Raw genomic sequence first — 21,712 nt, 5'->3', positions numbered from 1 at the left:
CCAATAAGACGGAAGGATGCGTTCACTGGATCAAAAATTAAAAGCTGCCTTCGTTATTTCGGCAGTGTCATTGTCGTTAATCGGATTGGTTTTTGTACATTCGGCAGGCTCTTACTGGGGGCAGGTCCATTATGCGGATTCATCCCCATTTATCGTGAAGCAAGGAATTTACATGGCTGTTTCAATATTTGTTGCATTTATGTTGATGAAAGGGCGGTGGACTTCCAGTGAGTCATTTTGGACTGTCTTTTATTACATAACAATCTTATTGTTAGTTGCCGTAATGATTCCAGGCATAGGTGCAGTAAGGAACGGGTCACAGAGTTGGATAGCCCTTGGTCCTTTTAGCATTCAGCCTGCAGAGTTCGTAAAAGTAGCGCTCATTGGTAAGCTTGCTTTTAACATGAAGCAATCCGCTGGGAGGAGCCCCTTTAGGCTTAGCCATTTTGTATTAATTTTATTGCCGGCAGCTTTGATTATGCTTCAGCCAGATTTGGGCTCAGCTGTTATTATGATCGTTTCAGCATTTGTCATTTTGTTTTTGGCGGGGTATCCGCTATCGTTCTTCGGTATACTTGGCTTCACAGGGATTGGGGCATTTATTGCTCTCATCGCGGCCGCTCCTTATCGGTTGGAACGGATAAAATCGTATATCGATCCTTGGAATGATCCGCTTGGAGCTGGCTTTCAAGGGATTCAGTCTTTATTCGCGATTGCGCCTGGCGGGTTGTTCGGCCACGGCTATGGCAATAGCAGGCAAAAATATCTTTATTTGCCGGAACCGCAAAATGACTTCATATTTTCGATCATTGCCGAAGAGACAGGTTTCATTGGGGCGACTTTCATTTTAGTCCTCTTTTCTGTTCTTCTTCTGTCCGCATTCGGAATTGCTATTCGGACACATGATTATAAATCATTTTTAATGACGGCAGGGATGGCTTCAATGATTATCTTTCAAACATTCCTGAATGTCGGTGTTGTCTCTGGTTTATTGCCGGTAACAGGAGTTACATTGCCGTTCATTAGTTATGGAGGTTCATCGTTGCTTACAACTTGGATGGCAGCGGGGACGATTTTGCATTTTGCTTTTTATAGAGAACGAAGTTGAGGGGAGGGCAGCACATGGATAAAGTGATAGACATCGAAGAACGAATTCCATCCATGAGGGAAAAACGGAGAAGGAAGACGAATAAAAAATTTTTATTCATCATTGCCATATTCTGTATCGCCCTCCTTGTACTTTTGTATTTCCAATCTCCTCTTAGCAAAGTTGGTGAAGTAAGAATTCATGGGGCTGCGCTTCATGATGACCAATTTTACTATGAAAAAAGTGGTGTTTTAGAAGGAACTTCATATTGGGGATTTACAACGAAAGAAGTGGAAGAAGAACTTTTGAAGCTCGATGGCGTCAGTAATGTTGCTGTTACGAGAAAATGGTTAAGAGATATCGACATAAAGGTAAGTGAATGGAGTACGGTCGCTTACATGGAGAGCGGGGGAGAATATGGATTATTGCTCGAAAACGGTGCTGTTTTTCCAGGAGACAGCAATTATCCCAATGTCCCGATTTTAAATCATGTGGACAACCCTGACCTTCGGAAAAAACTGACAAAACAATTGTTAAAAATGGATAAAAATGTTCTCCAATTGATTTCCGAAATCATCTATACTGGGACAGAGGAGAATCCGGATACGATTGTTGCTTATATGGATGATGGTTATGAAGTTCATGCGATTCTCCAAACCTTTGCGGAGAAGATGGAATATTACCCGGATATCATATCCCAGCTAGGTGATATGGAAAAAGGAATTGTCAATATGGAAGTGGGTATATTCTTCACGCCTTTTAGCGAAGTTTATGGAAAAGATAGCGTGGAGGAAGGGGAAGGTGATGAAGTTGGCGAAGAAAATGAGTGAGGACTACAAAAATAGAGGAAGATACATTTTATACTCTTTTGTTTTTCTCATCCTCGGTTTCATCTTCGCATTCTCTTATCGGACATTAGGGAAGGATAATGGAGAATCTGCTCAATCTCCTGCGCTTCAACAGGAAGAACAATATAGGGAAGAATTGATTGTTCAAAAAGAGAGAAATAAAGAGCTCGCTGATGAAATTCAGGCAAAACAAGATGAAATCCGAGATTTTGAAAAATCCTTTTCGGAGAATGAAGACAATCATACCGTGCTAGTCGAGGAGGCAAAAGATCTTCGATTGCTTTTAGGGGTTATTCCGGCTACAGGACCTGGAGTACGTGTCACATTGAAGGATGGCGATTACGATCCAGTAGAACAAAACCCTAATGAATATATCGTTCATGAAAGCCATGTGCTGCGAGTTGTAAATGAATTGAAGATTTCCGGTGCGCAAGGAATTGCGATAAATGGGCAGCGCATTTCTTCAAATTCAAATATAAAATGTACAGGCCCCGTCATTACAATCGACGGAAGAACACTTCCCGCTCCGTTTGTCATCGAGGCGGTAGGCGATACAGAGGTCTTATCAGCATCATTGAATTTAGGCGGTGGAGTGATCGATGGATTAGTGCATGACAATATAGTCGTCACTTTAGAGCAGTTGAAAGAAATAAAGCTTCCCGCATTAAGGGACGAGGCATGAGTGATCATTAAGAGGGAGGGTGTTCGTTGAAGAAAGCTATCAATTGGAAATTCACAATTGTCCTCCTGCTAATCGGATTTATGATTGCTGTCCAATACAATACGTTGGAACATCCTAAGGAACGTGATACGAGGGATATTTGGGCAATTCGCCAAGAGCTCGCTGAAGAGAAAAAACTCCATTCAGAGCTATTATCTGAAATTCGCGATATAGATAGAACGATCGCATCATACAGAACGTTAAGCGAATCGAGTACAGGACAAGCCTTAAAGGAAACAGTGGACAAGCTGCATAGGCAAGCTGGAACGACAGATATTACAGGTCCTGGCTTTACGATCGAAGTTCGCCCTTCGGTGGAAAGCATGGCGTATGGAATACCAATCACGAGTATTTCATCAGATTTACTGACCCGTTTCGTCAATGAAGTAAATCGGTTTAAAGGCATTCACATGGAGATTGACGGAAAACGTTATACGATGATGAGCTCGATTCGTGTCATCAATGGAGCGACCTCCGTAAACGGACTGAACGTCTCGACTCCCCCTTTTACGATAAAAATTGTTTCACCTACCATGTCAGATAGCGAGAAGCTTTATAATTATTTGTTAGCATCGTCCATTCATGACGATTTTTATATCGATAATCTAGTGCTAGAAATAAACCAGCCGGAAAAGGAAGTGACGATCCGGGCATATCCCGACAAATTTAAAAATCTTTACTTACAAGAACTTCCGAAAGGGGAATGACAATGTGGTTGCCACTGCTAGGTTTAATACTTGGGGTTTCGCTGGGATTGTTATCGGACATACAAATCCCACAAATTTACAGCGACTATTTGTCCATCGCCGTGTTAGCTGCATTGGATACACTTTTCGGGGGAATTCGGGCGCACCTGCAACAAATATATGATGATAAAGTGTTTATTTCCGGCTTCTTCTTCAATATAGTTCTTGCGGCTGGGTTAGCATTTTTAGGAGTGCACCTTGGAGTAGATTTATATTTGGCAGCCGTATTCGCATTCGGAGTAAGGTTATTCCAAAATATTGCTGTGATTAGAAGGATTTTACTAACGAAATGGTCAGATCGAAGTAAAGTTTCTGAAACGAAAGTTCAGGAATGAAGGGAATTGATTATCGGATGGAGAAAATATTTAGACAATACGACTCTAATACAATAGAATGTAAGATAAGGACTGTAATGGGAGGTGCCGAAATTTGAGTCAATCTACAATATATGTATCACTGGATATAGGATCTTCGTCAGTCAAAGTACTGATCGGCGAAGTGGATGGCGGATCCCTCCACGTAATCGGAGTTGGTAACGTTCAATCTGCAGGCATACGAAAAGGGACGATTATCGACATTGATGCGACTGTCCAATCCATCCGTAAAGCGGTGGAACAGGCTGAACGGATGACAGGCATGCAAATACGAGATGTCATTTTAGGCATCCCAGCCAATGGTGTGCTTTTACAAGACGTCAAAGGCGTTGTAGCCGTCAATTCGGAGAATAGAGAAATTACCGATGATGACCTAGACCGGGTTATGAAATCTGCACAAGTTATGTCGGTTCCACCTGAACGGGAAATCGTCAACATTATACCGAAACAATTTATCGTGGATGATTATGATGAAATAAAAGATCCGCGTGGAATGATCGGCGTCCGATTAGAAATGGACGGAACACTTATAACGACTTCCAAAACGTTAGTGCACAATATTTTACGATGCGTCGAACGAGCGGGCCTCGTAATACGGGAAATTTATTTGCAACCTCTCGCAGCGGGAACATTTGCACTGACGGATGATGAAATGAATCATGGAACTGCATTTATCGATATCGGTGGAGGTTCAACGACAATTTCCATTTTTGGTGATAATCGCTTCATTTCAACTGCTGTCATTCCGGTAGGCGGAGACCATATAACAAAAGACTTGTCGATTATACTGAAGACACCTACAGAACAGGCAAGAAAAATTAAACATCAATATGGACATGCTTTTTACGATGATGCATCGGATGATGAGCTTTTTGAAGTCCCTGTCATCGGTGCCGATTCGAAAGATCAATATAGTCAAAGATACATATCGGAAATTATAGGTGTCCGATTGGAAGAATTATTCGACTTGGTTCTTGAAGAGCTGTACCGTATGGGTATCCATGATTTGCCGGGTGGCGTCGTTTTAACAGGTGGCACGACGAAGCTCGATGGGATTTTACAACTTGCAAGACATGTATTGAGAACGAGGGTCCGAATCCATACACCAGAATATATCGGTGTGCGTGAACCGATGTATTCGACTGCTGTGGGTCTTATCCGTTATGCTAGTATGGAAGATAGCTATTTTGGGATTGCCGCTGAATCTCAATCAGTAGCTACTAGTGAGATGGACTATCCAGCTCCTAGTAAAAAGAAGGTAGCTGTCCAGTCAAAAGAGAAAAAGACAAGCTTTATGAGCAAAACTAAGAAATTTTTCGATGGATTTTTTGAGTGACTGTCTAAATATGGTCATATAGGGATTAGGAGGAGAGAGCATGCTGGATTTTGAAACGAATGTCGATGCACTCGCAGTCATTAAAGTGATTGGAGTCGGTGGCGGAGGAAATAACGCGGTTAACCGCATGATTGAACATGGTGTGCAAGGCGTGGAATTCATCGCGGTGAATACGGATGCGCAAGCACTTAAATTATCTGAAGCTGAAGTGAAATTACAAATCGGAGCTAAATTGACTCGCGGACTTGGTGCAGGTGCAAATCCTGACGTCGGAAAAAAAGCGGCTGAAGAAAGCCGTGAACAAATAGAAGAAGCACTCCGCGGTGCAGATATGGTTTTCGTAACTGCCGGAATGGGCGGCGGAACAGGTACAGGTGCTGCGCCTGTCATCGCACAAGTGGCAAAAGACCTTGGAGCGTTGACAGTAGGTGTTGTCACGCGTCCATTTACGTTCGAAGGACGGAAACGTCAGACACAAGCAATCGGTGGAATTGCAGCAATGAAAGAATCGGTCGATACGCTGATCGTCATTCCAAATGATAAGTTGTTGGAAATTGTCGACAAAAACACGCCGATGCTTGAAGCGTTCCGTGAAGCAGACAATGTATTGCGCCAAGGGGTTCAAGGTATTTCAGACTTAATCGCTGTTCCTGGACTTATTAACCTTGACTTTGCCGACGTGAAAACAATCATGTCCAATAAAGGATCTGCATTGATGGGTATCGGTATGTCTACAGGTGAGAACCGGGCTGCAGAAGCTGCGAAGAAAGCTATCTCGAGCCCGCTGTTGGAAACATCAATTGACGGAGCAAAAGGTGTCTTGATGAATATTACGGGCGGTTCCAATTTGAGCTTGTTTGAAGTTCAAGAAGCAGCAGATATCGTAGCTTCCGCTTCCGATGAAGACGTCAATATGATTTTCGGTTCTGTCATTAACGATGACTTGAAAGATGAAATCCTCGTTACAGTCATTGCAACAGGATTCAGTGAAGAACAGTTGAATCAACCGAAGCCTTCAAGGAATCCTGGGTTTGGTGCTACGCGTCAACGTGAATCTCAATCGCAATCCACGCAGCAGCCGTCTTATACTCGTCGAGAAGAGCCTCAGCAACAATTCCAACAACCTGAGCCGACTCGACAACAACAGCAAAGCCACCAGCAAGATGATGCATTGGATATTCCGACATTCTTGCGCAATCGCCAAAGAAGATAAAAAATGAAATTGAAGGAAACTCTCCGGCCGTCCAATTGGACAAGCCGGAGAGTTTTTTATGTTGATAACCGGTTGAATATAACAAAACTAATGCAACACAAACTCCTGCCCACTTCCGCTATTCATGTCGAATATTTACTTTATTTTTTCCTTCGTTCCGACAAACATTGCATTCACGTAGTGTTATCCTTACGTACAAGGAGGGCGGGCAAATGTATGGGGAACTCATTGTTGCTATTAACATGGTATTCAACTATGCAATTTTGTCCTTTGCCAACCGGATGGTCAAGGCACAAGCTACAAGGCTCCGATTATTGCTAGCTTCATTTGTCGGAGCTTTGCCGGTTACGTTTTTCCCCGATTCCCGTCTCGCCATCTTCATTGCCTTTGGTGTAATGATTGTCTGTGCATTCGGGTTATCAATAGCCTCACTAGGAAGCCCCGCTTTCATCGTATTGATCGGTGCGCTTTTTGCCGGAGGGGCGCTAACGGTCATCACAGAAAAGTTTTTGTTTTCGGATGCCAAATTCTCAGTCTTTGTCAGTGCACTACTTGCTTATATTATCCTCTATTTTTTAAAGACTAAGTGGCTCGATGTAAGAACAGCTCGCCAATTGTCCTCCTATTCAGTAGCAACGGTTTTATCCATTTGGAATGAAACAGTTTCCATCCCGAGTTTTATCGATACAGGTAACCGCTGTACCGAGCCGCTAACTGGTGAACCTGTACATTTCGTTTCATTTAAATATGTGGAGCGCTTTATTCCTGAAGAGTTGAAAGGACCGTTAGTTTCATGGAATGCAGAAAACATGCCGCAACTTTCAACATTCCCAAAGCGCTACCAAAAAAGTTTGCGACTCATCCGGCTGCAAACAGTCCAAGGGGCTTCGTGGGCTGTAGGTTTTAAATTCGACCAATGGGTCATCGGGGAAGGAAGTGAGCTGCCAGCAGGTTATATCGTCTTTACAAAGCAAGATAACCGTTATCCGGAAGGTGCAGGTGCTATTTTGCATGTCTCGGCATTGGAATCCATTATGAATGAAAGGGGAGCTAATCATGTTGCAGGGACTTAAAAAATGGTTATCGATCGTCAAAAGCTTCTTCACTAGAAAAAAAAGCGGAACTTATTATATCGGTGGACATGAATCACTGCCTAAGCCGTTGTCCAGGGAGGAAGAAGCAATTGCAATCAGGGCTTTCATGGAAGGCGACATGGATGCCAGGGATACGCTCATTGAAAAGAATCTAAGGCTCGTCGTTTATATTGCCCGTCGTTTTGATAATACGAATACGCATATTGAAGATTTGATCAGCATTGGAACTATCGGACTTATAAAGGCGATCGAAACATTTAAAAGCGATCGCAATATTAAATTAGCGACATATGCTTCAAGATGCATTGAAAATGAAATCCTTATGCATTTGAGGAAAACGAACCGAACCCGCTCAGAAATTTCTTTCGACGAACCGTTAAATTCTGATGCGGATGGGAATGAGCTGTTGCTTTCTGATATTTTAGGTACGGATGAACATATTATTATTGATGATGTTGAAAAAAAATTAGAAAGACAACATATGATTGAAGCGATCAGCACGTTGGATGAACGGGAGAAATATATAATGGAATGCCGCTTCGGACTCACAGGCCGTCTTGAAATGACACAGAAGGAAGTCGCAGAATTGCTCGGTATTTCACAGTCTTATATTTCACGTCTTGAAAAGAAAATAATCTCCGAACTGCGTGACAGATTAAACCATCCTATCGCTTGATGGTTGAAATTGGAGAATTGGATTTCGCATATTCCGCAAGTGTGAGGACAAACTATTTTGTACAGTCATCTACAGAATGCGGAGGAAAAGCGAATGATGCGTACAAGAGTTGAAATCTGTGGTATCGATACGTCCAATTTGCCATTACTGACGAATGAAGTGATGAAAGAAACGTTTATCCGGCTTCAAAATGGTGACGAATCGGCAAGGGAAGAGCTCGTAATAGGAAATTTGCGGTTAGTATTAAGTCTTGTCCAAAGGTTTGCTTATAGGGGGGAGCAGGCAGACGACCTTTTTCAAGTTGGCTGCATTGGTTTATTGAAGTCCATCGATAATTTTGATTTGAAACATAATGTCCGATTTTCAACATATGCCGTCCCAATGATCATTGGTGAAATCAAAAGACATTTGAGAGACCATCATGCTATTAGGGTATCCAGATCGCTTCGGGATATAGCTTACAAAGCAATCAGAGCAAAGGAACAATTTGTTAACGAGCATCAAAAAGAACCTAAAATCTCTGATCTTGCAGAAGCGACGGGCATTCCAGAAGATGATATTTTATTCGCGTTAGATGCAATACAAGATCCAATGTCCCTTCATGAACCGATGAACGGCGACGGCGGCGATCCTGTTTATATTATGGATCAATTGCAGGATAAAAAGGTGTCTGAAGAGCGTTGGTTGACGTATGTGTCGGTAAAGGAGACAGTTTCGGGCATGACGGAAAGACAGCAGCTGATTCTTTCTAAACGTTTCTATTTAGGCCAGACCCAAACTGAAATTGCAAAAGAACTAGGCATTTCACAAGCCCAAATTTCAAGATTAGAGAAAAATGCAATTCAAATAATTCGAGATGGCATGGAGAATAAATAGTTGACTTAAAAACGCAATGCTCCCGCATTGCGTTTTTTTAGGTTGTTGAGCATAAGCTGTAGAAAGATACTTTCTTAAAAGCTGGCTGTTGCTTTCCGTGGGCGTTGCCTTAGACTCCTCGTCGTTACGCTCCGCTTCACTCCTGTGGGGTCTTCGACTAACACTATTCCCACAGGAGTCTCGCGCTTGCACTCCAAGCAACAGCTACAGGGTAATAGAAAGCTCTTTATAAAAAGAATATTATTATGAATGCTCTGTTAAAATTAAGTAAAAAGGATGTAATTTGTTGATCGTAGCGTAAGGCGGCGACTTTAGCGAAAGCCGTTTCGAAGAACGGCTTTTGCGAGTAAAAGCGTAGCGTTACGAGCAGGGGGCGGATGCCTTAATTTCTGCAAAGTGCACAGAAATACGGCCAATCGGGCTCTTCGTTGTCCGATTGGCTCACCGCCCGCCCGCGGAAAGCGCCCGACTGAAGCGGAGATCAACTTTTGTTATTAAAAAGGAGGGAATGGCTTGCGTTTTTCGGATTTGCAGAAGAAAGAAGTGATTGAAGTGAAAAGGGGTTCTTTTTTAGGATTTGTACAGGACGCGACAATCGATATGAAAAACGGTAAAATTGACGTTCTTCAAATTGGCGGAGCAGAAAGGTCTCTATTTTTAGAATCAAAGATGAAGGATTTGAAGCAAATCAAGTATGATGATGTCCTCACCATCGGAAAAGACATCGTTTTAGTAGGCAAAAAGGTTGATAAATAAAGACTAATCATTGATATGTGTCCTTCCAATTGATACAATAAAGCAAAGTAAGCAGAAAAGTAGTGATTTCAATGGACACACTTCAACAACGTATGCAAAAAATAGAAGTAGAAATTCAAGCAGCATGTGATCGTTCAAATCGGAAACGTCAAGATGTAACGATCATTGCAGTGACAAAACAAGTATCGACCAACAGAGCCAAAGAAGTTATCGAACTCGGAATTACGGATCTCGGAGAAAACCGGCCGGAGGGACTGCTTGCAAAGCAGGAAGACATCCAATCAGAAAAACTAAACTGGCATTTCATCGGAAATGTACAAAGTAGAAAAGTGAAAGACATTATCGAGCAAGTTGATTTCCTTCATTCATTGGATCGTCTTAGTCTCGCAAAAGAAATTCAAAAACGCGCGACATCACCGGTCGATTGCTTCGTACAAGTGAATGTATCAGGGGAAGAATCTAAATCTGGGATAAATCCGGAGGAATTGGAGGATTTCATCCTTCAATTGGCCAATTATGATAAAATCCGAGTTGTAGGTTTAATGACCATGGCTCCATTCACTGAGGACGAAGAATGGATTCGAAAAATATTCCGTTCATTGCGCAGCCTTCGTGATCAAATCGCAGCAAAAAAAGTAGAACACGCGCCGTGCACACTATTATCAATGGGAATGTCGAATGACTATATAATCGCAATCGAAGAAGGCGCAACTCACGTTAGAATCGGAACTGCATTAGTCGGAACGGAGAGCGAGGGAGACGAATGAGCATAAAAAGACGATTTGAAAAATGGTTCTATCTTGATGAAGAAGAGGAATTCCAACAAGAGCAGCAGCCTGTCCGGGAGCAACAGCCTGTACAAGAACAGCAGCCGAGAAGAGTGGTTTCACGGAAACCGCAAGTGGCGGAGACACAGCAGCAACAGCCGGGAACTGTCGTCAGCTTACAAAGCATCCAGAAATCTTCAAAAGTTGTTCTTTTTGAACCGCGTGTCTATGCGGAAGCGCAGGACATTTCGGAGCATTTAAAGAATAAAAGAGCCGTTGTAGTCAATTTGCAAAGGATTGAGCGTGATCAAGGGATCCGCATCGTCGATTTCCTAAGCGGCACCGTCTATGCACTTGGCGGAGATATTCAACGGATTGGCACAGATATTTTCCTTTGCGTGCCGGAGAATGTGGAAGTGGCAGGAACCATTTCGGATTTTTTTGAAAGATAGAATTAGATGAGGTGTACAGATGGGATTAATAGATATAATTAACTTGATTTTTTCGCTCATTATAAGAGCAATAGATATATACTTAATACTCCTCATTATTTACATTTTAATGTCATGGGTACCTTCTACAAGGGAAACGAAGTTCGGCATCCTTTTAGGGAAAATTACCGAACCTTATTTAGGGTTTTTCCGTAAGTTCATCCCACCCCTTGGAATGATCGATATTTCACCGATCGTAGCTATCTTTGTATTGAACTACTTGATTTCTAGAGGTGTATATGAAGTTTATCGATTGATCATTACCTCACTCATGTGAGGTTTTTTCTATAAGGGACCCTTATATGAAAAGGGTTCTGTAAGGAGTCGTTAACAATGGATTCGATCATACAACATTTTAGAAAAGACGAGCAGCCTTTCATTGAAACAGTAATTGGTTGGACGCGTGAAGTCGAGGACACATATTCTCCGAAACTCACCGGCTTTCTTGACCCGAGACAAATTTTCATTTTAGAATCCATCGTCAGGAGTTCAGGTTTCCAATTCGGAGTCCATGGCGCATTCCTTGAGCCGGAACGACAACGGGCATTAATTTACCCGGATTATTATGAGCCGGAAGTTGAGGATTTCCAAGTTTCTGTTTTTGCAGTTAGATATCCTGCGAAATTTATGACACTGGAGCACCGGGATATTTTAGGTTCTCTCATGGCGCTTGGCATTGACCGTTCGAAATTTGGAGACATCCGCTTGGAAGGAGATGTCGCCCAATTCTCCGCTGCAGAGGAAATGAAAGATTATCTCATCGCCAATCTGACGTCTATCGGCAAATCGAAAGTCCGTGTTGAAGAACTCGATTCCACTGATGAACTGATTGTATCGGCAGAAACGTGGAAGGAAGAGCTCCATACTATTAGCTCACTGCGTCTTGACACGCTTGTCGCTTCATTAGTGAATTGTCCGCGACAAAAAGCTGTTGCGCTCATTCAAAATGATAAAGTGAAAGTGAATCATGTCGTCCGAGACCAGCAAGCGTTCGAAGTGAACGAATCAGATATTCTTTCAATCAGGGGATCTGGCCGTTTCAAAATCATGTCGATAGAAGGAAGGACCCGGAAAGACAAAATACGGTTGTTGATTGGTAGGTTAGAATGATTTTTCAGACAACCGACTTAAAAACTGCTGTCTTATCTGTTGATGGTATGTATAATAGGGGATAGAAGATTTACTCGAAAGGGAGGAACAGAAGATGGCATTGTCACCACTCGATATACATAACAAAGAATTCAGCCGCGGCTTCCGGGGTTATGATGAAGATGAAGTAAATGAGTTTCTAGAGCAGATCATGAAGGATTATGAAAACGTGCTGGAAGAGAACAAAGCATTGAAGAACAGTTTGAAGGAGACAAAAGACAAAGTTTCCCATTTCAATTCTATCGAAGAGACTTTGCAGAAATCGATTTTGATCGCCCAAGAAGCAGCTGAAGATGTAAGGCGGAATTCGATCCAGGAATCGAAACTGATCGTGAAAGAAGCGGAGAAGAATGCTGACCGTATTGTGAATGAAGCATTGTCGCGTGCTCGGAAGATTGCGATGGACATCGAAGACTTGAAAAAACAATCGAAAGTGTTCAGAAACCGATTCCGCATGCTAATTGAAGCCCAACTCGATATGATTAAAACGGACGATTGGGAAAAACTTCTTGAATATGAGCCGGATACGGAACTCCTGGAATCTGCAGCGGATGTAGAATGATTCGAAAGCTTGACATTTTGTCAACTTCAAACATATAATAATGACCATATAAGCAGGAAACAGGCGTTGAAAGAGAGAGTACTTTTCGAAATTCATGCAAAGCGAGCCGGGGGCGGTGGGAGCCCGGTCTGAATCGGAAACGAAAATCACTCCAGAGCCGGATTGACGAAAATCAATCCCGGATGCACCCCGTTATGGTGTTCTGAGAGGTAGTGTGATTTTTTACACTGCAACTAGGGTGGTAACGCGAGAACAATTCCTCGTCCCTTTATTAGGGACGGGGAATTTTTTATTTTTAAAGGAGGAAACATTATGGATTACAAAGACACATTGCTCATGCCGAAAACAGAATTTCCGATGCGTGGCAACTTGCCGAACAAAGAACCCGATATGCAAGCGAAATGGGAAGAAATGAACATCTATGAAAAAGTACAAAAACGTACAGAAGGACGCCCTTTCTTCGTTCTTCACGACGGACCTCCATATGCGAACGGCGACCTTCACATGGGCCACGCTCTTAACAAAGTGCTGAAAGATATGATCGTCCGCCATAAATCGATGACAGGCTTCCACGCACCTTATGTACCAGGCTGGGATACGCACGGTCTACCGATCGAGCAAGCTCTCGTCAACAAAGGTGTCAATCGAAAAGAGCTTACCGTCGCCGAATTCCGGAAAATGTGTGAGGAATATGCATATAGCCAAATCGATAGCCAACGTTCGCAATTTAAACGGATTGGCGTACGCGGCAATTGGGAAAATCCGTACATCACATTGAAACCTGAATTTGAAGCGAGACAAATTCAAGTGTTCGGTGAAATGGCCAAGAAAGGCTATATCTACAAAGGTCTGAAACCTGTTTACTGGTCACCTTCAAGTGAATCAGCGCTAGCTGAAGCGGAAATCGAATACAAAGATAAAAAATCGCCATCCATCTACGTTGCATTCCCGGTCAAAGATGGTCTCGGTGTTGTTGACGAGGATGTACGAATTGTTATCTGGACGACGACGCCTTGGACGATTCCTGCGAACCTCGGGATTTCGGTACATCCCGAATTCACTTACGTTATCGTCAATGTGGAAGGAAACAAGTTCCTCTTGGCAAAAGATCTCGTTGAGTTTGTTGCGAAAGAGATCGGTTGGGAAACATATGAAGTTGTTAAAGAACTAAAAGGTTCGGATCTGGATAGAGTAATTGCAAAGCACCCACTTTATGACCGCGATTCTCTTGTTATGCTAGGAGAGCATGTAACAGCGGAAGCTGGTACAGGATGCGTTCATACAGCACCTGGACATGGTGAAGACGACTTCTACGTTTCGAAACAATATGGAATCGATGCTTTGTCTCCGATCAATGACCGTGGTGTTATGACAGAGGAAGCTCCAGGCTTTGAAGGACTCTTTTATGAAGATGCAAATAAAGAAGTGACGAAACAATTGGATGAAGAAGGGGCTCTCTTGAAGCTTTCATTCATCACCCACTCGTATCCACATGACTGGCGTACAAAAAAACCTGTCATTTTCCGCGCGACAGCTCAATGGTTCGCTTCCATTGAATCATTCCGCGGTGAATTGCTTGAAGCGATTCGCAATACAAAATTCACTCCATCATGGGGTGAGACACGATTGTTCAATATGGTTCGCGACCGCGGTGACTGGTGTATTTCACGTCAACGTGTATGGGGTGTTCCGATTCCGGTGTTTTATGCTGAAAACGGCGAAGCGATCCTTACAGATGATACAATCGCACATGTTGCGGAATTGTTCCGTAAACACGGCTCAAATATTTGGTTTGAACGGGAAGCAAAAGAGTTGCTTCCAGAAGGCTTTACTCATGAAGGCAGCCCGAACGGCCAATTTACAAAAGAAACGGATATTATGGACGTTTGGTTTGATTCCGGCTCAACACATCAAGGTGTGTTAGTTGAAAGAGACGATCTAGTCTACCCAGCAGATTTGTATTTGGAAGGCTCAGACCAATACCGTGGTTGGTTTAACTCGTCCTTGACGACAAGTGTTGCCATCAATGGTATTGCACCATATAAAGGGCTATTAAGCCACGGCTTCACGTTGGATGGTGAAGGGCGTAAAATGAGTAAGTCGCTAGGCAACGTCATCGTGCCGTCGAAAGTGATGAATCAGCTAGGTGCTGATATCCTTCGTCTATGGGTATCATCCGTCGATTATACGGCAGATGTGCGTGTATCTGATTCCAACTTCAAGCAAGTGTCGGAAGTATATCGTAAGATCCGAAATACTTTACGCTTCTTGCACGGTAACGTAGCGGATTTCAATCCTGCTGCCGACCGTGTTGCGTTCGAAGATATGCGTCCGATCGACCAATACGTTTATGTGAAGTTGCAAGATTTAATCAAAGATGTGCTTGAGGCTTATGAGAAGTATGAGTTTGCTGGCGTATATCACGCAGTGAACAACTTCTGTACAGGTGAATTGAGCTCCTTCTACCTAGATATTGCGAAAGATGTCGTTTATATCGAAGGCGTCGATCATCCACACCGCCGTGCGATGCAGACTGTTATGTACGATTCACTTCTTGCCCTGTTGAAGTTATTGACACCAGTCATCCCTCATACGACGGATGAATTATGGGCTTACCTTGAGCATGTCGAAGAGGAGAGCGTCCAGTTGACAGATATGCCTCAAGCGGAAGATCTTGGAGAGGCTGCTAATGCACTTCGTGAGCGTTTCAGCCGTTTGATGCTCGTTCGTGACGATGTATTGAAGGCGCTTGAAGAAGCTCGGAATGCTAAAGTAATCGGTAAATCGCTTGAGGCGAAAGTGACTGTCGCATTGCCTGAAAAGATGGCTGGCATTTTGGCAGCAGACGATATCGATTATGCTCAATTCTTCATCGTTTCCAAGTTCGAGGAAAGTGAAGAAGGCAAATTGGGCTCTGAGGCGTTACAGCTCGATAATGCTACTGTCCTCGTTGAAAAAGCGGATGGTGAAAAATGTGATCGCTGCTGGACGATTTCTGAAACCGTCGGTAACGATGCAGATCATCCAACACTCTGCTCACGTTGCGCGGATGTAGTGAAAAAATATTATTCATAAGCATTTTGGTAAAGGCTGTTTGCAACTGTGGCTGAGTCCCGGTTGCAACAGTCTTTTCTTTTTAGATGCACGCCGATTTCATGATTGATATCATTTTGTGGTAAAATGGAGCAGAAACTGTCGGACGGGGGTTTTTGGATTGGTACTATATTATGGATTGGCTATCGTTTTAATTTTGCTTGATCAACTGACAAAATGGCTTGTTGTACAAAACATGAATCTTGGGGAACGAATCCCAATCGCCGAACCTTATTTGGCACTCCTCTCGCATCGGAATAAAGGGGCGGCATGGGGCATGCTGGAAGGGCAAATGTGGCTGTTTTATATCGTTACGTTACTAGTTGTAGGCGGCATCATTTACTTTTTCCATAAGGAAGCGAAAGGCAGCAAGCTTTTAAGTATCAGCCTTATGTTTTTATTAGGCGGAGCACTCGGAAACTTCATCGATCGGGTAATTCGGAAAGAAGTGGTCGATTTTGTGGATGTCCTGATTCCGATCATTAATTATGAATTCCCTATCTTCAACGTAGCAGATGCTGCTTTGACTGTAGGAGTCGTCCTCATGATCCTTCATGTTTTTGTGGATGAAAAAAAGAATAAGAAAAAGGTGGCATAATGGAACCATTTGAAATAGTAATTACAGAAGAGCATGGAAGTGGCAGAATCGATAAAGTTCTGTCGGATGCCAATGCTGATTGGTCCCGTACTCAAATCCAGCAATGGGTGAAAGACGGAGCAGTTCTCGTAAATGAAGGAACTGTAAAATCGAATTATAAAGTAAAAGTTGGGGACGTCATCCAAGTGATGGTGCCTGAACTTGAGGAGCTTGACATCGTAGCAGAAGATTTAGACTTGGATATCGTCTATGAGGATGTCGATGTCCTTGTAGTGAATAAACCTCGCGGAATGGTAGTCCATCCGGCGCCTGGACATGCGACAGGCACTCTTGTAAATGGCTTGATGCATCAAGTGAAGGACCTTTCAGGTATTAATGGCATCATGCGTCCCGGAATTGTTCATCGAATTGACAAAGACACATCAGGTTTGCTAATGGTTGCGAAAAATGATCAGGCACATGTATCACTCGTCGATCAACTCGTCGAGAAATCGGTGACGCGCGTTTATACAGCGCTTGTTCACGGCCATATCCCTCATGATCAAGGGACGATTGACGCACCGATCGGCAGAGATTCGAAAGATCGGCAAAGTATGACCGTTATTGATAAAGGGAAGCACGCCGTTACGCACTTCAAAGTGTTAGATCGATTTGGTGATTTTACGTTAGTGGAATGCCGTCTTGAAACAGGCAGGACACACCAAATTCGAGTGCATATGAAATATATCGGCTATCCGCTTGCGGGAGATCCGAAATATGGACCGAAGAAGACAATAGACTTCAACGGTCAAGCATTGCATGCCGGCACAATCGGCTTCAAGCACCCGCGAACTGGAGAATATTTGGAGTTCACACAACCATTGCCGGAAGACTTCGAAGAATTATTGAAAAAATTGCGTTCATAAAATCGTTGACAAAGCGAAAGTGGACAACTATACTAAACTAAGAAATTGAATAGCGACACCTTTAAAGTCAGTCCAGAGAGGCTGGGAAGGTTGCACGGAAGTACAGTGGGATAGCTGCGCGCTAATCTCCAGTACGTTTTTTCTGCACGTATACCCCCTGCCATCTAGGCAGGGGGTTTTCTAATTTTACTAAGGAGGAATAATCATGACAGAAAAAGCAATCATTCTTGACGAACAGGCAATTTCCCGTGCGGTGACAAGAATCGCGTACGAGATTATTGAAAAGAATAAAGGAATCGATGAATGCATCCTTGTCGGCATTAAAACAAGAGGTGCCGTACTTGCGAAACGACTTGCGGATAGAATTAAGCAAATTGAAGGAAAACCGATACTGACTGGTGAGTTGGATATTACTTTATACAGAGATGATCTTCAATTGAAACATGAAAATAAGGAACCTCTCGTCCAACAAGTCGACATCCAACACGATGTGTCGGAAAAGAAAGTGATCCTCGTCGATGATGTCCTTTATACAGGTAGAACGGTGAGAGCGGCGATGGATGCAGTTATCGATCTTGGAAGACCCGCTGCAATCCAGCTTGCTGTCCTCGTTGACCGTGGACACCGCGAATTGCCTATACGGCCAGATTTTATCGGAAAAAACATCCCGACATCAAGTGAAGAGCGCGTAGTCGTCAATGTCATGGAAGAAGATGGTTCGGACGGCGTAGCAATCTACTCAAAATAAAACCGGAGACAGGTGAGAAATGATGAATGACAACAAAGTGTTAGACGTACTCGATAAGCCGGCTCCGGGAAGATGGCTCGCCCTCAGTTTGCAGCATATGTTTGCAATGTTTGGATCGACTATCCTTGTGCCGCAATTGGTCGGTTTAAGCCCGGCAATCGCTTTACTCACAAGCGGACTTGCGACGATCATTTTTATCCTTGTCACGCGATTCAAAGTTCCCGCCTACTTAGGTTCATCGTTCGCTTTCATTGCGCCGATTCAAGTGGCGACTAGCACAGGCGGCATCGGAAGCGCGATGATCGGCAGCATGTTTGTCGCCCTTGTATATGCGCTCGTATCGTTGTTGATCTGGACGACGGGTTCCGGTTGGATTATGAAATTTCTTCCGCCAGTCGTAGTCGGACCAGTCATCATGGTTATCGGATTAGCGCTGGCACCGACGGCAGTGAGTATGGCAAGTACGATTCAAGTGGATGGCGAGGCGCAATACAATCTACTTCATTTCTCTGCCGCAATTGTCACATTGGCAGCAGCGATCATCTGCCTCATGTTCTTTAGAGGGGTTATCAGTTTGATGCCTGTCCTGATCGGAATAATCGTCGGTTACATATATTCTGCGGCAATCGGAATATTGGATTTCACAAAAGTGCACGAAGCTGACTGGTTTGAAGTTCCGGAATTCTTGATTCCTGGATTAGATTATGAGTTTGTCGTTACACCGGCGTTGTTAGCAATCATGGTTCCGATATCAATCGTTACGATTTCGGAGCATATCGGTCACCAGCTCGTTCTCGGCCGTGTTGTCAATAAAGATTTCATTAGAGACCCTGGTTTGAACAGGTCATTGTTAGGAGACGGGCTTGGAACACTACTTAGTGGATTCATCGGAGGCCCACCGAAAACGACTTACGGCGAAAACATCGGAGTCATGGCGATTACACGTGTCTATAGCGTCTATGTCATTATCGGTGCAGCGGTATTCGCAATATTGTTCTCCTTCATCGGGAAACTGATGGCGATTATTGCAACGATCCCTCAAGCGGTGCTTGGCGGAATATCGATATTGCTGTTTGGAATCATCGCTTCATCCGGATTAAGGATGCTCGTCGATCACAAAGTAGATTTTGGACAGCAACGGAATCTCGTTATCGCTTCAGTCATTCTCGTCATTGGGATCGGCGGTGCTTCCATCCATATTAGTGAAACGTTCCAAGTTGGAGGAATGGCGCTCGCTGCAATCGTCGGTGTACTACTGAATCTCATCTTGCCGGGTAGGTCGAATAATAGCTTGGCAGATAGTCCAATTGAATAGGAAGACCTTTTAACATTGTACTGAGAGACAAGGAAAGGTTCAGTTGACGGACAGTCATTCAAAAATGGATGACGGTTGTTCAGTCATGCCCAACTGGCCTTTCCATGAAGTGGAAAGGCTATTTTTTATCCAATCGAAAGGGGATTTTCAAAATGAAAAACCTATTATCAATGAAGGACCTAACAATCGACGAAATTTCAGCAATCTTGGATCGCGCCGCAATGTTAAAAAGGTACGGAATCCGTGCATTACCTCAAAAATATATGGTCAGTAATCTGTTCTTTGAGCCGAGCACGCGAACAAAAATGAGTTTTGAAGTGGCGGAAAAGAAATTGGGTCTTGAAACGATTCCATTTGAAGCAGGTTCTTCAAGTGCGGTAAAGGGGGAGACGTTGTACGACACGCTTCGCACGCTTGAAGAAATCGGGTTGGATGCAGTCGTCATCAGACATCCTGAAGAGCGCTACTATGAGGATCTCGTCGGAAAAATGAAAATGGCAATCATCAACGGCGGAGATGGCTCAGGACAACACCCAACACAATCCTTGCTTGACTTGTTCACGATAAAAGAAACGCTCGGCGGTTTCAAAGGACTCAATGTGCTCATCGCCGGTGACATTTCCCATAGTAGAGTTGCAAAGTCGAATGCGGATGCTCTTACAAAGCTTGGTGCAAATGTGAAATTCTTATGCCCTCCAGAGTGGGCAGGAGATTTTGCATACGTGAGTAACTGGGATGAAGTGATCTACACAAGCGATGTCGTCATGCTTCTAAGGGTCCAGCATGAAAGACATGATGGCAAAATGAGATTTACAAAGGAAGAATACCACGAAAAATATGGATTGACAGTTGAACGGGAAAGGGAAATGAAGCCCGGATCGATTATCATGCATCCTGCCCCGGTAAACCGAGATGTTGAAATAGCCGGAAGCCTTGTCGAATGCAATCGATCCATGATTTACAAGCAAGTTGAAAATGGTGTATATATACGCGCGGCCATATTAGAAACGATTTTACAAAAGGAGGAATTGGCATGGGAAAGATCATCAAGAGTGCATATGTTTTGAATGATGAAGGTGAAAAGGTTTTAGTAGATGTTCGAATTGATGGGGATCGGATAACTGAAATTGGTACTGATTTGAATGTTGGAAATTCTGAAGTCATAGACGGGGATGGCCTGCTGTTGGCGCCTGGCTTCATCGATGTTCATGTCCATTTGCGCGAACCTGGCGGCGAGCATAAGGAAACGATCGAAACGGGTACACTTGCCGCTGCGAAAGGCGGTTACACGACAATTTGTGCAATGCCGAATACAAGACCAGTGCCTGATACGAAGGAAAACTTGTCGCATGTTAATAAATTGATTGCCGAAAACGCTCATATCCGTGTTCTTCCATACGCATCTATCACAATTAGGGAAGCGGGGAAAGAACGGACGAATTTGAAAGAACTGAAGGAGAACGGAGCTTTCGCATTTACAGATGACGGCGTCGGAATCCAACAGGCTGGAATGATGTACGAGGCAATGCAAGATGCTGCAGAAATCGGAATGCCGATCGTCGCCCATTGTGAAGATAATACGTTGATCTACGGCGGAGCGATGCATGAAGGAAAACGGAACAAGGAGCTTGGACTTCCGGGCATTCCGTCCATCGCCGAATCGGTTCATATCGCTCGTGATATCCTACTTGCTGAAGCTGCCGGCGCACATTATCATGTTTGCCACGTAAGCACGAAAGAGTCGGTCAGAGTCATTCGTGACGCAAAGAAAGCCGGAGTTCATGTGACCGCAGAAGTGAGTCCTCATCATCTTCTGCTTTCGGAAAATGACATTCCTAGCGATGATGCTGATTGGAAGATGAATCCGCCTTTACGCGGGTTGGAGGATCTACACGCACTGCGTGAAGGCTTGCTCGATGGCACATTGGATTTTATTGCGACCGATCATGCTCCACACACGGCGGAAGAAAAGAATGCAGGATTCCAAAAAGCACCTTTCGGAATAACAGGTTTGGAAACGGCATTCCCACTTCTTTATACACACTTCGTGAAAGAAGGAAAATGGACATTGAAGCAATTGATCGATTGGATGGCTCAAAAGCCTGCTGACGTCTTCGGATTGCCTTATGGAAAGATTGAGGTTGGGGCACATGCAGATCTTGTCCTTATTGACTTGAATAAAGAACAGACAATCGACCGGAACACGTTTGTATCAAAAGGAAAAAACACACCTTTCGACGGTTGGACGTGTGTCGGCTGGCCAGTAAAAACAATCTTCGGTGGGAACGTCGTCTGGCAAGACAATTCTGCAGTAGTGGATCGTACGCTTTAATTTGAAAGCTTCGCCGTTTAACTAA

The 21,712-nt window shown here is 43.7% G+C and carries 23 protein-coding genes and 1 other annotated feature; all 23 genes read left to right on the top strand.

The window, feature by feature from the left end:
• Nucleotides 1-16 precede the first annotated feature (16 nt).
• Entirely contained in the window at nucleotides 17-1,108 is a 1,092-nt protein-coding gene (gene ftsW / locus AC0L13_RS11595; RefSeq protein WP_473639718.1) for a putative lipid II flippase FtsW, read from the top strand.
• 14 nt (nucleotides 1,109-1,122) lie between these two features.
• Nucleotides 1,123-1,917 (top strand): cell division protein FtsQ/DivIB, encoded by a 795-nt coding sequence (locus tag AC0L13_RS11590; RefSeq protein ID WP_473639715.1) that lies wholly within the window; start codon nucleotides 1,123-1,125, stop codon nucleotides 1,915-1,917.
• Complete coding sequence (locus tag AC0L13_RS11585; RefSeq protein ID WP_473646973.1) at nucleotides 1,892-2,617, top strand: DUF881 domain-containing protein; 726 nt, start codon at nucleotides 1,892-1,894, stop codon at nucleotides 2,615-2,617. Before AC0L13_RS11590 ends, AC0L13_RS11585 begins: the two co-directional genes overlap by 26 nt.
• Nucleotides 2,618-2,643: 26 nt before the next feature.
• Nucleotides 2,644-3,363: a DUF881 domain-containing protein gene (locus AC0L13_RS11580; RefSeq protein WP_473639713.1), complete on the top strand. Its 720-nt coding sequence runs from the start codon at nucleotides 2,644-2,646 to the stop codon at nucleotides 3,361-3,363.
• A 2-nt stretch (nucleotides 3,364-3,365) separates the two neighbouring features.
• Nucleotides 3,366-3,737, top strand: a complete 372-nt coding sequence (locus AC0L13_RS11575; RefSeq protein ID WP_473639711.1) for a small basic family protein — start codon at nucleotides 3,366-3,368, stop codon at nucleotides 3,735-3,737.
• Between the two features lie 94 nt (nucleotides 3,738-3,831).
• Nucleotides 3,832-5,112: a cell division protein FtsA gene (gene ftsA, locus AC0L13_RS11570; RefSeq protein ID WP_473639709.1), complete on the top strand. Its 1,281-nt coding sequence runs from the start codon at nucleotides 3,832-3,834 to the stop codon at nucleotides 5,110-5,112.
• A gap of 40 nt (nucleotides 5,113-5,152) precedes the next feature.
• The gene (ftsZ, locus tag AC0L13_RS11565) at nucleotides 5,153-6,325 is read left to right on the top strand and encodes a cell division protein FtsZ (protein ID WP_473639707.1); all 1,173 of its coding nucleotides are present in this window, start codon (nucleotides 5,153-5,155) and stop codon (nucleotides 6,323-6,325) included.
• Nucleotides 6,326-6,537: 212 nt separating this feature from the next.
• Nucleotides 6,538-7,398 (top strand): sigma-E processing peptidase SpoIIGA, encoded by an 861-nt coding sequence (locus AC0L13_RS11560; protein ID WP_473639705.1) that lies wholly within the window; start codon nucleotides 6,538-6,540, stop codon nucleotides 7,396-7,398.
• On the top strand, nucleotides 7,382-8,095 hold the full coding sequence (sigE, locus tag AC0L13_RS11555; RefSeq protein WP_440499588.1) for an RNA polymerase sporulation sigma factor SigE: 714 nt from the start codon (nucleotides 7,382-7,384) through the stop codon (nucleotides 8,093-8,095). The genes AC0L13_RS11560 and sigE overlap by 17 nt, the downstream gene beginning before the upstream one ends.
• 96 nt (nucleotides 8,096-8,191) lie before the next feature.
• The gene (gene sigG / locus AC0L13_RS11550; RefSeq protein ID WP_440499663.1) at nucleotides 8,192-8,971 is read left to right on the top strand and encodes an RNA polymerase sporulation sigma factor SigG; all 780 of its coding nucleotides are present in this window, start codon (nucleotides 8,192-8,194) and stop codon (nucleotides 8,969-8,971) included.
• A gap of 513 nt (nucleotides 8,972-9,484) precedes the next feature.
• Nucleotides 9,485-9,727, top strand: coding sequence for a PRC-barrel domain-containing protein (locus AC0L13_RS11545; protein ID WP_473639703.1), 243 nt, complete (start codon nucleotides 9,485-9,487; stop codon nucleotides 9,725-9,727).
• Between the two features lie 71 nt (nucleotides 9,728-9,798).
• The gene (locus AC0L13_RS11540; protein WP_473639701.1) at nucleotides 9,799-10,494 is read left to right on the top strand and encodes a YggS family pyridoxal phosphate-dependent enzyme; all 696 of its coding nucleotides are present in this window, start codon (nucleotides 9,799-9,801) and stop codon (nucleotides 10,492-10,494) included.
• Entirely contained in the window at nucleotides 10,491-10,946 is a 456-nt protein-coding gene (locus tag AC0L13_RS11535; protein ID WP_473639699.1) for a cell division protein SepF, read from the top strand. The genes AC0L13_RS11540 and AC0L13_RS11535 overlap by 4 nt, the downstream gene beginning before the upstream one ends.
• A gap of 19 nt (nucleotides 10,947-10,965) precedes the next feature.
• Nucleotides 10,966-11,262: a YggT family protein gene (locus tag AC0L13_RS11530; RefSeq protein ID WP_473639697.1), complete on the top strand. Its 297-nt coding sequence runs from the start codon at nucleotides 10,966-10,968 to the stop codon at nucleotides 11,260-11,262.
• Nucleotides 11,263-11,318: 56 nt separating this feature from the next.
• Entirely contained in the window at nucleotides 11,319-12,095 is a 777-nt protein-coding gene (locus AC0L13_RS11525) for a YlmH family RNA-binding protein (protein ID WP_473639695.1), read from the top strand.
• Between the two features lie 94 nt (nucleotides 12,096-12,189).
• Entirely contained in the window at nucleotides 12,190-12,696 is a 507-nt protein-coding gene (locus tag AC0L13_RS11520) for a DivIVA domain-containing protein (RefSeq protein ID WP_473639693.1), read from the top strand.
• Nucleotides 12,697-12,753: 57 nt separating this feature from the next.
• Nucleotides 12,754-12,967: a binding site (T-box leader), on the top strand.
• A gap of 41 nt (nucleotides 12,968-13,008) precedes the next feature.
• On the top strand, nucleotides 13,009-15,771 hold the full coding sequence (ileS, locus tag AC0L13_RS11515) for an isoleucine--tRNA ligase (protein WP_473639691.1): 2,763 nt from the start codon (nucleotides 13,009-13,011) through the stop codon (nucleotides 15,769-15,771).
• 139 nt (nucleotides 15,772-15,910) lie between these two features.
• On the top strand, nucleotides 15,911-16,387 hold the full coding sequence (gene lspA / locus AC0L13_RS11510; RefSeq protein WP_473639689.1) for a signal peptidase II: 477 nt from the start codon (nucleotides 15,911-15,913) through the stop codon (nucleotides 16,385-16,387).
• Nucleotides 16,387-17,292, top strand: a complete 906-nt coding sequence (locus tag AC0L13_RS11505; protein WP_473639687.1) for an RluA family pseudouridine synthase — start codon at nucleotides 16,387-16,389, stop codon at nucleotides 17,290-17,292. Before lspA ends, AC0L13_RS11505 begins: the two co-directional genes overlap by 1 nt.
• A gap of 205 nt (nucleotides 17,293-17,497) precedes the next feature.
• A complete protein-coding gene (gene pyrR / locus AC0L13_RS11500) occupies nucleotides 17,498-18,040 on the top strand; it encodes a bifunctional pyr operon transcriptional regulator/uracil phosphoribosyltransferase PyrR (RefSeq protein ID WP_473639685.1) in 543 nt (180 codons plus the stop codon).
• Nucleotides 18,041-18,059: 19 nt separating this feature from the next.
• Nucleotides 18,060-19,355, top strand: a complete 1,296-nt coding sequence (locus AC0L13_RS11495; RefSeq protein ID WP_473639683.1) for a uracil-xanthine permease family protein — start codon at nucleotides 18,060-18,062, stop codon at nucleotides 19,353-19,355.
• Between the two features lie 152 nt (nucleotides 19,356-19,507).
• Nucleotides 19,508-20,422: an aspartate carbamoyltransferase catalytic subunit gene (locus AC0L13_RS11490; RefSeq protein WP_473639681.1), complete on the top strand. Its 915-nt coding sequence runs from the start codon at nucleotides 19,508-19,510 to the stop codon at nucleotides 20,420-20,422.
• Entirely contained in the window at nucleotides 20,389-21,687 is a 1,299-nt protein-coding gene (locus AC0L13_RS11485) for a dihydroorotase (RefSeq protein ID WP_473639679.1), read from the top strand. The genes AC0L13_RS11490 and AC0L13_RS11485 overlap by 34 nt, the downstream gene beginning before the upstream one ends.
• The last annotated feature ends 25 nt before the right edge of the window (nucleotides 21,688-21,712 follow it).

It is taken from the genome of Sporosarcina sp. QA0331, from assembly GCF_055808055.1.
This window is presented reverse-complemented; position numbering and strand designations above follow the sequence as displayed.

Coding starts and splice junctions, on each gene's coding strand:
- ftsW (WP_473639718.1), top strand. CDS start 17: ATGCGTTCACTGGATCAAAAATTAAAAGCTGCCTTCGTTATTTCGGCA.
- AC0L13_RS11590 (WP_473639715.1), top strand. CDS start 1,123: ATGGATAAAGTGATAGACATCGAAGAACGAATTCCATCCATGAGGGAA.
- AC0L13_RS11585 (WP_473646973.1), top strand. CDS start 1,892: ATGAAGTTGGCGAAGAAAATGAGTGAGGACTACAAAAATAGAGGAAGA.
- AC0L13_RS11575 (WP_473639711.1), top strand. CDS start 3,366: ATGTGGTTGCCACTGCTAGGTTTAATACTTGGGGTTTCGCTGGGATTG.
- ftsZ (WP_473639707.1), top strand. CDS start 5,153: ATGCTGGATTTTGAAACGAATGTCGATGCACTCGCAGTCATTAAAGTG.
- AC0L13_RS11560 (WP_473639705.1), top strand. CDS start 6,538: ATGTATGGGGAACTCATTGTTGCTATTAACATGGTATTCAACTATGCA.
- sigE (WP_440499588.1), top strand. CDS start 7,382: ATGTTGCAGGGACTTAAAAAATGGTTATCGATCGTCAAAAGCTTCTTC.
- sigG (WP_440499663.1), top strand. CDS start 8,192: ATGCGTACAAGAGTTGAAATCTGTGGTATCGATACGTCCAATTTGCCA.
- AC0L13_RS11540 (WP_473639701.1), top strand. CDS start 9,799: ATGGACACACTTCAACAACGTATGCAAAAAATAGAAGTAGAAATTCAA.
- AC0L13_RS11535 (WP_473639699.1), top strand. CDS start 10,491: ATGAGCATAAAAAGACGATTTGAAAAATGGTTCTATCTTGATGAAGAA.
- AC0L13_RS11530 (WP_473639697.1), top strand. CDS start 10,966: ATGGGATTAATAGATATAATTAACTTGATTTTTTCGCTCATTATAAGA.
- AC0L13_RS11525 (WP_473639695.1), top strand. CDS start 11,319: ATGGATTCGATCATACAACATTTTAGAAAAGACGAGCAGCCTTTCATT.
- AC0L13_RS11520 (WP_473639693.1), top strand. CDS start 12,190: ATGGCATTGTCACCACTCGATATACATAACAAAGAATTCAGCCGCGGC.
- ileS (WP_473639691.1), top strand. CDS start 13,009: ATGGATTACAAAGACACATTGCTCATGCCGAAAACAGAATTTCCGATG.
- AC0L13_RS11505 (WP_473639687.1), top strand. CDS start 16,387: ATGGAACCATTTGAAATAGTAATTACAGAAGAGCATGGAAGTGGCAGA.
- pyrR (WP_473639685.1), top strand. CDS start 17,498: ATGACAGAAAAAGCAATCATTCTTGACGAACAGGCAATTTCCCGTGCG.
- AC0L13_RS11495 (WP_473639683.1), top strand. CDS start 18,060: ATGATGAATGACAACAAAGTGTTAGACGTACTCGATAAGCCGGCTCCG.
- AC0L13_RS11490 (WP_473639681.1), top strand. CDS start 19,508: ATGAAAAACCTATTATCAATGAAGGACCTAACAATCGACGAAATTTCA.
- AC0L13_RS11485 (WP_473639679.1), top strand. CDS start 20,389: ATGGGAAAGATCATCAAGAGTGCATATGTTTTGAATGATGAAGGTGAA.